7 protein-coding genes are annotated in these 12899 nt (G+C 59.0%); 5 read left to right on the top strand and 2 right to left on the bottom strand.

Translation table 11 applies throughout. The features are described 5' to 3' along the window. Window positions 1-13: 13 nt before the first annotated feature. From X771_RS163835 to X771_RS163850, 5 genes are all read left to right on the top strand, one after another. Window positions 14-1915 carry a hypothetical protein gene (locus tag X771_RS163835; protein WP_023686223.1) on the top strand — a complete coding sequence of 634 codons (1902 nt, stop codon included), beginning with the start codon at window positions 14-16 and terminating at the stop codon, window positions 1913-1915. Window positions 1916-1969: 54 nt separating this feature from the next. Next, window positions 1970-4132 (top strand): ATP-binding protein, encoded by a 2163-nt coding sequence (locus X771_RS163840; protein WP_023686222.1) that lies wholly within the window; start codon window positions 1970-1972, stop codon window positions 4130-4132. Beyond that, on the top strand, window positions 4132-7215 hold the full coding sequence (locus X771_RS1000000168650; RefSeq protein ID WP_050587379.1) for a DUF4157 domain-containing protein: 3084 nt from the start codon (window positions 4132-4134) through the stop codon (window positions 7213-7215). Before X771_RS163840 ends, X771_RS1000000168650 begins: the two co-directional genes overlap by 1 nt. A gap of 201 nt (window positions 7216-7416) precedes the next feature. Further along, window positions 7417-8592 carry a hypothetical protein gene (locus X771_RS163845; protein ID WP_023686221.1) on the top strand — a complete coding sequence of 392 codons (1176 nt, stop codon included), beginning with the start codon at window positions 7417-7419 and terminating at the stop codon, window positions 8590-8592. Between the two features lie 443 nt (window positions 8593-9035). Further along, window positions 9036-9227, top strand: coding sequence for a hypothetical protein (locus X771_RS163850; protein WP_023686220.1), 192 nt, complete (start codon window positions 9036-9038; stop codon window positions 9225-9227). Here X771_RS163850 and X771_RS163855 read toward each other — a convergent pair. Both X771_RS163855 and X771_RS1000000165740 read right to left on the bottom strand, forming a co-directional pair. Next, window positions 9205-11376, bottom strand: a complete 2172-nt coding sequence (locus tag X771_RS163855; RefSeq protein ID WP_245262502.1) for an AAA family ATPase — start codon at window positions 11374-11376, stop codon at window positions 9205-9207. The genes X771_RS163850 and X771_RS163855 overlap by 23 nt on opposite strands. Window positions 11377-11897: 521 nt before the next feature. Further along, the gene (locus X771_RS1000000165740) at window positions 11898-12698 is read right to left on the bottom strand and encodes a restriction endonuclease (RefSeq protein WP_050587378.1); all 801 of its coding nucleotides are present in this window, start codon (window positions 12696-12698) and stop codon (window positions 11898-11900) included. Window positions 12699-12899 lie beyond the last annotated feature (201 nt).

Here is a 12899-nt window from a genome sequence, read left to right as displayed (position 1 = left end):
GGCGATGGAGCATATGACGACGATGCAATCGACGGGCGGCCGCGCCCGGCAGGTTCACCACGACCTTGCAGCACGCATCGATCGCATAGCCCAACGCGGTTTGCCCGAGCGGCTGGCCAAACATGTTGCCGACCGGATGTCCGGCGGAGATGCCGTCGTCATGGTTCGCGAACTCAAGGTTCGCTGCCGGCTTGTAAACCAGCCCTCCGACATCAAACTGTCCGATGCGTGGGCGAAATCCCTGGCGGATGGAATATCAGGCGCAATAGAGAAACATGGCTCCTCCGCCATCTCCGACGATGTATGCGTCTTCTCAGATCGTGCCGAGTGGCTGGCCGCCTGCATCTGTGCGTTGCTCACCAGTGCCGCGGCGTCCCCGCCATGGTGGTTTGGCCCTCTGGCGGGAGCTGTCGCTGGAAAGTCGACAGCGGAGGCTCTCTTACTTATCCTGGAGTATGACAGCTCGAAGGTTATGCCGGTTCTCGCGCGCCTGGACGGCAAGGGAGTATTGGAGCGCTTCCTGGATGCGCTTGGGCCGGCTGCGAGCAGGGAGCTCCTTTCCTCGGAAGCGCGGGCCGGTTCGAAGTTTGGAGCGGACCGGCGCAACCGGCTGCGGCCATTTCTCGCCGCCGCGATTGAATTGCTCGACATCTCGTGCACGCCAGGCGATGTAGAGGCGCTTCTTGCGGCGTGGCCTACGCACGCTAACGTCGACGAGCCTGACTGGCGCAGTCGAAGCGCGCTCGCGGACGCCATGCTTGACGCTAGTCGATTTGTCGTCAGCGCTGGCCGTGCCGACCATAACCAAATGACTGCAGCGGCCGAGCGCTCGTCGCGATTCCAATGGGTGGACACCGACCGACTTCGACAAGGGCTCCTCGTCCACGAGGAAAGACGAGAAACAGGCGATCTGAGCTCGATCATCAAGGCCTTCCAGTCGTCGCTTGACGACAGCGTGAGGGACCCGGATCGCCTTGCATTGAGGGTTCTGTCACGCTTCGCAAGGGACAATTCAGACCTTGGCGAAGGGCAGAATGCACGGACGCTCATTCAGTTGGCGGCACCTCTCGTGCTGCATCTGGCGAGATTGCCACCTCAGAAACGCTCGTCGGCACTCCGGGCCTGCGCAAATGGCAGCGCACACCTGCAGGGGTTGGAACCAGGAACGACCGAGAAGCAACGTGCTTCAGTCGTGTCGCTGCTCGAGGCGATTGCAGGGGAACCCGCCCAGCGATTGCCGCAGCTTGTCAGCGAATGCGGCTGCGCCGGTGTCGCCGTCATGTTGAGGGCATTGGTGGACATCAACCTGTCGGCTGTGGTCGCTACCGCGCGCCTGACGGCCCCTTCCTTGCCGGACAATCCCGGCATTGTCGCCACAGCCTTGTTGTGTGCGTGGGCCGGCCCGGCCTCAATTGGCCCCGACGGAACACTCGACGATGCCATCTTGATGCTGTTGGGCAATCATGGGCCGCGCAATGCAGGTGAACTCTCGGCCGCGTTGGCGGAAATCGGCACGGCTGCATTCGATACGCTTGCCGATGTAATCGATCGAAAAGTTACCAGCAAGAAATCCGTCGCCGCAGGTTCCGAGGTGGGGCAGGCGGATATTGATGCGCTCGCCGGACCTTCAATTCTCGGCCTCGATCCAGTGATCTCCCGTATTGCGGCCAGACTGCTCGCCTCCTGGTCGGGTTGGCTGCAGGGCTTTGAAGGTTCATCGAGCGCATGGCTCCTCGAAAACGCTGTTCGCCGCCGCGGACAAATAGCGGTCGAAGCAGATCGACTCTCCGTGATCCTGCCGCCGCTGCCGATGGATATTTTGCTTCGGCGGGCCGGTTACCTCGACCCGCTTGTGCCGCATGGCTGGCTGCCGTGGCGCCAGCTCACGTTCCAACTCGACAATGGAACGGGCTGAGCAATGCGGATCGGGTGGCAGCACGTCATAGATACAGGAGCGAATGCGCCGTCGATGGACCCGTATTGGGCGGCTTGCGTCATCCGGATCGAGCGGTTGCTGCGCGCGCGCGCGCTGGTCTGGCAGGCGACCCTGGCCCGGCAAAAACCTGATAGCCTCTGGGGCGTGCCCCACGTGCCGCGCGGTGAGGTCGATGCGCAACTGGCGCATCCGCCACTGGGTATCGTGCGGACCGACCCGTTGCCGAAGGCGGCCCAGCGCGAGGTGAAGGAGGCCGGCGAAATGGATGCGACGCTGAATTCGCTGCGCGCCGGTGCAATCGAAAGCCGCTTGCGCATTGCCGAGGATGCATTTGCGCTTGAGCCGCTGGAGCGCGATTTGCTCCTTCTCGCCACGCTGCCCGAGTTCGATGTGCGCTACCGGCGGCTCTTCGGCTATCTGATGGATGATGCGATGCTCGCATGGCCAAGCTTTGAATTTGCCGACGCGGCTCTCGCGCCTTTACACAAGGACGTTCAGAAGGCACTTGCCCCGGACGCGGTGCTGCTTGCGACAGGCCTTGTTCTGGCTGTGCCCGCGCCCAGCGGGCCTTCAGGGCCGAAGGCACAGCGCGGGCTCAGAGCCTGCGCCGAGATCATCGACTGGCTCCGTGGCGGCGACGGTATTGACCGGGAGACCATTGCACCCGCCAAGCCATGGCGTCCCTCCGGCAAGCTGCCGGAGGGGGTATCGGATGACCTGCTGAAAATAGCCCGGCTGATACGCGAGGTGCCGCAACTCGTCGTTCGCGCCAATGGCCCGGGGGCGGCCGATCCTCTTCCCTATCGGCATCTGGCCTCGGCCGCCGGGCGCTCGCTGCTGTCGTGCCCGGCCGAGGACTCCCATGACGAGCTGCGCGTACGCGCGGCGGCGCGTTCGGCCCGCCTGAACAGCGCTATCTTGCACCTGACGATCGCGCCGGCGAGCGATGCGGCAGCCCGCGCGCCCGACATCGGCATGACGCTGGCGCGTCACGTCGGGCCGATCGTGCTGACCCTTCAGCCGGGCGCGCTTTGCCCCGCGGGCATCTCGTCAAGACCGGCGCTCGATCTGGCGCTCGCATTGCCCGGTTTCGAAGAGAGGCGTGCGTTCTGGGCCGGCGCATTGGCCGTTCGCGCGTTGGCGGCGGGGGTTGACGCCTACGCGCTCGCACTGGAACTGGCCGATCGCTATCGATTGAACCATTCCGGGATCGAAGCCGCGGCGGCGCAGGCCGAGACGTCCGCGCGTCTGCGCGATCCGCGCGATCCGAAGCTCGAACGTGCCGATCTTGTCGGCGCTTGCCGGCGGCAAACATCGACGGAGAATATCGAACTGGCCCGGCGCATCCTGCCGGACCAACTGTCGATCGAGCTCGACGATCTCGTGCTGACGCCGGGAACGCGCCGCCGCGTGGCCGATCTGGTCCAGCGCCTCGGTCAGCGCCGGCGTGTGCTTTCGACAAGCGGACTCGCGGGTCGGCTGCCGCTGGGCCACGGCACGGTGGCGCTCTTCACCGGCCCCGCCGGTACGGGCAAGACGATCGGCGCGATCCTGATTGCCAAACAACTTGGCCTGGATCTGCTCAAGGCCGATCTCGGCAGCCTCGTCAGCAAATATGTTGGCGAAACGGAACAGCGGCTGGACCGGCTGTTCGCGAATGCAGAGAACACCGACGCGATGCTGTTTTTTGATGAGGCCGACGCCCTGTTCGGCCGCCGCGGCGAAGTCAAGGAAGCTCGCGACCGTTGGGCCAATCTCGAGACCAACTACCTGCTGCAGCGCGTCGAGGAGTTCGACGGCATTGTCATCCTGGCAACCAACCTGCGCCGGAACATAGACGAAGCGTTCATGCGCCGCATCGACGTCGCGATCGACTTTCCGATGCCCGACGCCACGCTACGGGCCGCATTGTGGCGAAGCCTGATTCCGCCTGGCGTCGAGCCGCCGCCGGCCGCGGAACTCAAGCGCCTCGCGGCGGCGTTGCCGCTCGCCGGCGGCCACATCAAGAGCATCGTCGTCGACGCGGTGCATCGTGCCTACGCGGCGCATGGGGCAGACAGTGGCCAGCCTCGTCTCACGCTGCGCCATCTGGTCGAGTCGGCGGCGCGCACCTACGAAAAACTCGGCCGCCCGGTCGGCTCCGGCGAATTCGCCACCGAGTGGCTGGCCTGGGTGCGCGAGGGAGAAGGGAAGTGATGAAGACACAGGCGAAGGCGGCCAAAGCGCTGGCAGCGCGCACCATGACAGCGTCGGGACTGACATTGCGGCGGGCGCCGGTGATCGAGACGCACCGGAGATTAGGGAACGCAAGGGTGGAGGCGATATCTAGCGGAAGCGGCTTGCCCGAAAAGCTGCCAACTTTCGCTGAGGGCGTCGGAAAGTATAGTGCAGATGAACTCAACGAAGCGGCAATGACAGTGCTCGGTGAACTTACGCCAAGAAAACATCCCGCCTGGAAGAAAGAGGCCCACTATATTGCTTCTGAAATCTTCAATCGGCAGCGCAGGATCCAGAGAGCCCAAACGAGCTTCGAGATGGCACAGAAAGGACTCGACGATGCCCGGATCGTAGAGGCCGACGCAGCCAGAGCAAAGGAGGAAAAAGACCGTGTTGTCCGGTCCAGCAAGACGCAGGTAGAAAGTCAAGTGGCGAAGCAGGCGTACGACAATGCTCGAAGAGATTACAATACCGCTCAGAAAACGCGCGGCTTGGCGGAAACTGCACTCAACAATGCAAATGGCGACCGCATCAAGTATGGGCACTTCGTCAAAGGGGGAAAGGTGGGGAAGAAAGTTGAGAGCGCGACCCTGGCAGAGATCGTCGAACTGAAAAGCGAATTCGAAGGACATCAAACCGGCATTGGCTATCGAGCAGCGTATGACCAGTCTGACCCTGAGTATAAAAAGAAAGAGATGCTTGAGCGATGGATAATTTCCAAGGCAGCAGTTGAAGAATTGGCAAAAGGTAAATCGGAACCATCGCAGCATCTGTACAATATTGCAGCATCAGACTTCGATCTGCTCGGGCGCCCGAGTTCCAAAAGCCAGGAGCGTGTAGGGAAGAATATCTTCTCGCCGGAGCAGATTCTCTCAAGTGAAGACATGATAAACATAAAAAAGGCAAAAAGGCGAAAAGAAGAAAAACGAACAATACAGAAACAAGTAGGGAAGCAACGTAAAAACAAAAAAAGCATCAATGTCAAAGTACGTCCTACCCTTGGCCGCATCGACGGTTCCGCTGAAGTCGAGGCCGAGCAGGCCCCCGATCGCATCATGCTGTCGCGCGAAGGCGGGGCGCACTGCGCTGCTGGCGGTCTGTGCGCAAGCCATGGCCACGAAATCGGGCAAGGGAATGCCGGTCCCATTCGCCGCCAGAGCGACGGTACCAGCGGTGGACTTCCGATACTCGCCAAGCCCGACGTCGGGGATACAGTTGCTTCAAAGCTCCAGGATTCACCGGTACTCCCCCCCATCCAAGTACCCAAGGATTTCGACATAAGGAGGAATCTGGCGATTGCCTTGTCCTTGAGAGTTCTTCCCAGTGTGGGCAAGTACGCAGCCTTCTACCTCCTCGTCAGGAATGGTGGGCCTTGGGACTATAAGCAGGCCTTCAAGACCGAGGGGTCCTTCCTTGGCCGAGCCTTTGCGGACAGAAGGCGATTGGAGGACGTTCCAGCCGAATACCGACACGTCGTTGGCCCCGGTGACGAGATCCAGAATCCCTATGAGGACTTTGGAAATTGGCATTTTGGTTTCATGGGTTCAGCTGCCGGAATACCTGAGGAGATATTGCTAAGGGCTGCGGGCGCAGCGCAGAAAATCGCCGGTACAAGCAATGAACGCTGGTCGAATCCGGGCTTGGGCGGGAAGGCGCCCTTCGGAGATGATCCCAACGATCAAAGACTGATAAAGGAAGGAATTGGAGACTTTAGCAAATTGCGCTGGACGGACAGTCCTAGGCGCCGGTTTGTTTCTCCAAGCCTCGAAGTCGGTCGCATCGACGACCACGCCGAGCGCGAGGCGGAGCAGGTTGCCGATCGCATCATGCTGATGCGCGACGGCGGCGCATGCTGTTCGGCGTGCGCGGCCGGCGGTCCGTGCGCAAGCCATCGTCACGAGATCGAGCAAGGGCAAGCCGCTCCCATTCGACGGTATGCCGCTGGCAACGGCGGCGGCCTGGCCGTGCCCGCCGATCTCGAACCACAGGTTCGCCGCGCCACGTCTGGCGGCGAGGTGTTGCCGGCGACCGTGCGCGCCTCCTTCGAGCCGCGCTTCGGGCAGGACCTGTCTCATGTCCGCATCCACCGCGATGCTGACGCCGCCGCGTCCGCATCGGCGCTCGGCGCGAGGGCCTATACGCTCGGGTCGCATATCGCTTTCGCCCAAGGGCGTTGGGCGCCTGGCACGGAAGCGGGTGACCGGCTGATCGCGCATGAACTGGCGCACACGCTTCAGGCTTCGGAGGTCGTTCAAAGATCATGTTCATCTGTACCGACGTATCCGGTTGGCGCGCAGGAAATCAATTCCGACAACACGCTCGGAAGCATGGCGGAAATTTGCCTGCGAAATTCATATCAAACGAGCCATCACGGAAACTGTATCGGCTTTGGTAACGAATGGCGCTTTGTCACTTGTAGTCACCCAACGGATCGGAGCGATCATGCCGGATTTGTTCGCCACTCAGTCGCAAAGAGCGGCATGTATCTCGCGCAGCATGACATCATAGATTTTACCAATGCTTCCATATACGAGATTACGACACACAAAAATAAAAGGGCTCGACGCGTTCGTCTAGATGTAAACGTCAATCTTGCAACGTCCATTGGTCAGCAAGAAAGCGGGCGCTTTTGGAGCGCAGGACGCTGGGTGCCGAGCCCCGTTTATCAAATGGGTCCAGGGCTCTACATGGAAGTTTCGAACGAAGGAGGGCTACTCCTTTATCGATTACTTAGAAGCCCAAAGCGAATTCGCGAAACCGCTCCCAGCGCCATTGAGGTGCCGTTCGAGGTCAAAACTGCGTTGCGTAACTTCGGCGAGCTTGTGGACTACGCAGGCGGGGTCGTTGCCAAGGTCGCGGCCAGCATTATTGCCGCCTCGCCTCCGCTGAAGGAATGGATCGGTATGTTCGTCGTGGCGGTTGGCATAGGCGTTGCCATAGCACTGCTCGCTGAAGCGCTTGTCGCCGTGGGCATCGCAGTCGCGGCAATGGCCGCCGCGCAAGCGCTGGTCATGGCTGTCGCTGGCGCAAACACCCCGGGCACGGCGCAACCCATGGCTTGATGTGCTGCGTCGTTGCGAAAGAAATTCCCCGGTTCGGAAGAAATGAAAGAACAGAACGCCTACCTGAATTTGTCCTGAAAGCTCTGATCGCGTCCGCAGTCGGCGAGATCGCCCAAGTATTTGAGTGATTCAGGCAAACTATGCGTTGGTGCTGGGACGCCAAAACTGCTAGGCTGCGGTCATCAACTGAGGAGGGGGGAGATGGAGAGGGCACTCTACTATCCGTATATGCGGATAGAAGACGAAGGATGGCTCAAGGCGACGCTGCTTCTCTTCGACCAAGTGCAACGCATCGTTCCGGAGCGGAACATCGCCGGCGATACAGAGGCCATCAAGCGCTACACTCGTGCGACATCGAAAAATGGACCGTTGCTGGAGGCGGCACCCTTGTGGGAAAATCATGTGCGGCAGGCACAATGCCGACTGGCCTTGCGAATTGAGGCGGACGCCAAAAGCCGGAAATTTCTAGACAGATTCAGCGAAGACACCACGCTCCGGGAACGTCCAGCGCACGACCGGTTCGGCTTCCAGATGCACCACCGCAAGCTGGATCAATCGTTACGTCAAGTCTTGGCCAAACACCGTCTCGCATGGAAACCTGGCCAGCTGGAGATCTACGACGAAAACGCGGAGTATGTGGCGCTGCATCCAATCCTCGGAGAGGCGATCATGTCGACTATCGCGGTGGCCTGCGCGCTAACCGAAGGCGCTCATATTGTGGGGGACAAGCGTTCGGGTACTCTGCACGAACAGCTTCTGAGTCTTCAGGTTGATGACGTCTACGACGGCGTAATTCGAGGTAGACCAACTGCGCCTGTAAAGAGGGCGACAGACCACGAATTGTTTGAAGTCGTTGTCGCTCTAAGCTGTGACCTTTCGAAAATTGGTCCCAAAGAACTTGCTGCACTTGGTGAAGATCGAGAAGCGATCCGCGAACTGCTTGGCGCGCTTGCAACCAGCGCCCAAAGCATCGGCCCAATGTACCCAGGCAAAAAACGAGACGTGGCTCTTCAAGATCATGTGGCGCCGATCCTGAGCAAATGGCGCAATGATGCAGCCAACGTTCCCAATTACACGCGGCGCTTGCTTGGCCTAAATCTACTCGACCCTAGCAAGGACACGATGGCGGCGCTCATCCAGGCGACGTCCAGTCTCACCGCCGGGGGCGCGACCGCATTCCTGGCCACACCCCTCGGCCCTGCCGTCCAACTAGGATTGGGTGTGGCAGTCAGCTTTATCACCCACGGCATCAAAACGTATGTAGAAATGCGCAGCGGCGCGGACAAGAGCCTCTACCGATACCTCACTGCCATGGAGAAGGCCGGCGTCGTCTTCCGCTCGGAAACAGCCGCCCTAGCTGCCCGGGAGTCCGAATAACAAAACGATGATCGCGTCAGGGCTCGTGTCTGCTCGCAATGATACTCAGCGATCGGCGATTAGTCATTGCGGGAGTCCCATCGAAGCTTGATGGGCGAAATCGCCATCATCCTTGGTGTAGGGGAGGGCAGGTCCAAGCCTCGCAATGGTTCTTCGGACGAAGGGGTTATCTGTTTCTATAATCCTGCTCGAAGCGCAGAAGCGACGTCGGCTCGCCCCAGTCAGGCAACGACATTGGGTTCATCGTCAAAATTCGACTGGGGCGCTACCATAGCGCCGAAATTTCGTTTATATTTCAAACTCTTAGCGAAATTTTGGTAGCGGGAGACCGTTACACAGCGAAACCCACTATCGAAGAAGCGTTCTTCTGTTATCGGAGGCACGCTGCTTAGTCAAAAATCCTTCAGGTGGCGCGGCCGAAACTTTGCGCAACGACGGAGGCCATGACGGTAACGCTGCTGTGGCGGTTTGCGAGCCCGGATATCATCCTGCCGGCGCCGTCGGCCGAGGAGATCGCGGCAGGGGAGAAGCGCGCGGAAGTCGCGCGCCAGGGGGAGAACGCTAAGCGGCGACGGATCAAGGCGGCGGGCGGCTCAGTCGCCCGGGCGCTATTTATGCCTTCTCAAGATCGGTGAACAACTTCGTCCAGCGATCCAGAGTTTCAGTGTCGAACATGCCCGCACCTTGAGCAAGAGCTCGCTTTTTGACCTCCCGTGCAAGGTCTACCTTCCATCCGTCCTCCAGAAGGACGCTTTGTTGTGCTGCCCAGCTTTCGATTTGCGGCACGATCGGCTCTCCAGCCTTCAGCACATCTGCGAAGAGTGTCTCGGTGCCACGCTGCCACCGATCAACGACTGCGGCCAGAAAATCAGGGGGAAAGAGGTCCTCGATTTCTGAATCCTTTATCGAGGTATAGGCGTCCGTCGATAGCACCCGACCTTTGGCCGATTGGTAGAGCCCGTTGCGAAGATCATTGGCCATCTTTCGTCCTATCTCGTCACCGTCTAGGAGCATCGCCGGCAACTCCTCATCGCGGCCGGAAAGGATGCTAGCTACGACCTTCGCGTTCTTCGCGCCATGAGATGGGGGGAACACTATTTCGCGCGAGGGATTGATGCGGCTCGCCGAGATGAGAAGCATCTTGATTGTCGACAAATAGTGCTGGTCCGAAGGACCCTCAACAATGACCGGCAGGCAACCAAAAAGGATGCTCTCGGCGACGTTCATGTTCAGCGCTGAATAGATGGCATAGGTGGCACCGGCTTTCCGTGGATCCTCGCTACCTCTCCGTAAGTCAGCAGAGGCTTTCGTCGAGCCATCGTCTCCCAGATAGACTTTGCGCGCCCGATCCAGCATGTCCGCGTCGACCAGGAATGGCGAATGGGTTGTGTAAATAATCTGGTTGGTGTCAGCGAGGTTCTCGAAGAATGCCGATAGGTCGCGCTGCGCCAGCGGGTGCAGAGAGAGCCCAGGCTCATCCAACAAAAGGACGGTATCCTTGAGATCGCTTTTCCTCTCGACGAGGAAGATGAGGTAGAAGCTCAGGAACCATTGCAGCCCGGTGCTTCGATCCTCTAGTTCGACCTTTTCGGGCCTACGGGCGTCACTCACCCAGATCCGGAAATGATTTCCGTCTGCCTGAAAATCGAACGTGTAATCGCCTTGCTTCCACCAATCCCGAAACTCTTTGGTCAATTCTGTTCCAGCCGAGTGCAACATGATTGTGCGCTTGCGTTTCCTTTCCGCAGCCTCGGCGATTTCACCCTCTGTGGCGGTACCGGTCTGCGCGTTGGTTGCTTCCAGTCCCAATTCCAGTATCTGTTCAGGCTGGAGTCGAACGAAGCTAAATAGCACTCGCAGAGTCCGCGCTTTGGCAGCCTCCTTTTGCCCGAGATCGGTTCGCTTCAAGTTCTCAACGACGTGCGGAAGGTAGATCTCTGAATCGAGATTCCCATAGTTTGAGTAGTAGACGAACTTCGGCAGAGCAGCGACTATAAGCTCTTCAACCCCTTCGACGTCTCCCGGATTTGGAGCCTTAAGCCGTGTTGCGATGCCGTCCAGTTTCTCGATAAGGAGCATAAACCGAGGCACGATCGAGCTTGTTGTGGCCGGGGTTGGCGGAAGGCGGCCTTTGAGCTTTTCTGCGAGATCGAGGAGGTCTCTGGCATTGATTTTCACTTTCCCCTCCACCGAGGCCGAGGCATTTTTAATTGCCGCGATGAAGTCCGGTTTTAGGGTCCCCTCTTTTGCGAGTGGAGCGATGGCCTCTATTTCCGCAAGCGCAGTTCGAAAGACAGCATCTAACGTGTCGACGCCTACCAGGCGTGAGGGCGAGTGTTTCGGGAACGACACATAGAACTCTCCGTCAAACGCTCGGGAAACCTCAACCCGGTCGAGGATCGATGCGTCCAGGCCGGTTAGAGTTGCAATCTTAGGTGCGAGTTCTTTGCACTCGAAATCAGCTGTGATGAAAACGTAATCTCCGGGTGCCTCCTGAATGCGGTTAAAGGTTGCCTTCGGATAGTCCGAAGTCGGCTTTATCTCCCCTTCACGCGCCGGGTTCAGCTTCCACAAGGGAAGGAGGAGGTTTGTCTTGCCGGACTCGTTCACGCCTATGAGGGCAGTTACCCGCTCTGCTTCGACCCAACCACTGTCTACTACCGAGCGAAAGTTCTCAACTTTGAACCTAATGAGCTTCACGGCCGTCCCTCCCAAAAATTGCTTGCTATAAAGCACCGGGAGGTCGTCGTTGTCGACTTCCAACAACGGCCGGCGATGCTTCATCAATAGGTTTATTTTTTGGAACCGACGGCAATACTGCTCAACGATGGGCTAATTTGTTGAAACCCACAACGCGACATCGCGATCATATCGCCACGTCGCCATGGGGCCGCCTTGGCCTTCGGGACAGCCTTCAATGGAGATTTCGGAATGGGCGTGCTTCGCTGCGGTTCGTTCCCCATGACGTGTGGCCTCTGACAGATCCGCGTAGAGGCCGGTTGCTGGATCGCTGTCGATAAGTATGACGTAACGCATTCCCTGACCTCTTCATGTCGCGCCGCATGTTGTGTGGACTGGCCGAGTGTCGCAGGAAACCCTTGGAAATCGACGGTAGCCGCTTGCAACATGGGGCGACATGCAATCGGCCAGCTTTGAGGGCTGGCCGCCTATAAGAATCTGATTTCGCTCACGAAATTGCGGAAGCGGAAGACCGCTACATTACCAAAGCCACTATCGAGGAAGCGGTGTTTCCCTACCGACGACTGTCAAAGTGAAGGTCCGACACCAGTCATCTCTAGGCCTAGTCACTCACCGAAACGAAGCGGCTTCTCGGCAATTTCCGCGGCCTCTTTGTCGCGGGTGATGGGGTTCACTTTTCTCAGCTCTGCCAGACCTTCCTTTCCGGCCGCTTCCAGCAACGACAGCAGTTCCCGATAGCCTTGCACATTCTGTGCGGCTTCCGGGACGTCTGCACCCATCTCAACAATCTTGGATACATCAAATGGAAGAGGGGGCGCCCTGAACCCGCCCTTTAGAAGCCCGCTGAAGGGCGAGAACGACATAAGCATCAGCCCCGCGAACAGATGACGGTCCCAGACCACATCATACGCGGCGCGTTCTTCATCGGTCGTAAGACGATCGTACCCGGGCTTGCCAAGCATCTCGTAGTAGGTGTGGAAACCGTGCAGTGAGTCTTCAATTGCCCACAGCCGGTTACGATACCATTTTTCGAAGAAGCGCTCCTGGAATTGCTCGAATGTCACCAGATTGATGTTTGTCGCGGCGACCGCCTCGATCGCCCCGGATTGAAAGCCCTCCCGCGAAATAATGTAGCCATTATTGGCGCCCGTCTCCTGCATGACGGTGCGAAACGCATGCACGATCTCCTTCGGAATCCTGGCCTTCCAGTTCTTGCATTCGCATACCGTGATGCTGGTAATTCCATCCACGGTCTCTTCGGCCAGTACGTCGACATCGACGCTGCCGCGCGGCAACTTTATCGTCACCTGCCTTGTGGCTTTCATCCCGCACTCTGCAAGGATCGCCTGGATTAGATCCTCCAGCTCTTCCCAACTGTCCGGGATCTTCACCGTAATCAATGGCATGCAACGCTCCTCTTTGCATTCGCGGGAGCTTGGCGAAGAATCGCACGCGATGAAGCTTCCGAGTAGTTAATAGTAATAGCTAGGCGGCCTCGCAGGGGATACCCGCACCTCATTGAATCACGAAGCACTCGATTTTCGGCCGAAGACTACTGATCACACTACCGGGTCAGCCGTGTTTTAGGCCAACATCGGTTTCGTTGG

Source organism: Mesorhizobium sp. LSJC269B00 (genome assembly GCF_000502815.1).
In the GTDB taxonomy this organism is placed as follows: domain Bacteria; phylum Pseudomonadota; class Alphaproteobacteria; order Rhizobiales; family Rhizobiaceae; genus Mesorhizobium.
The sequence above is the reverse complement of the archived record's forward strand: the minus strand, read 5'-3'. Positions and strand labels throughout refer to the sequence as shown.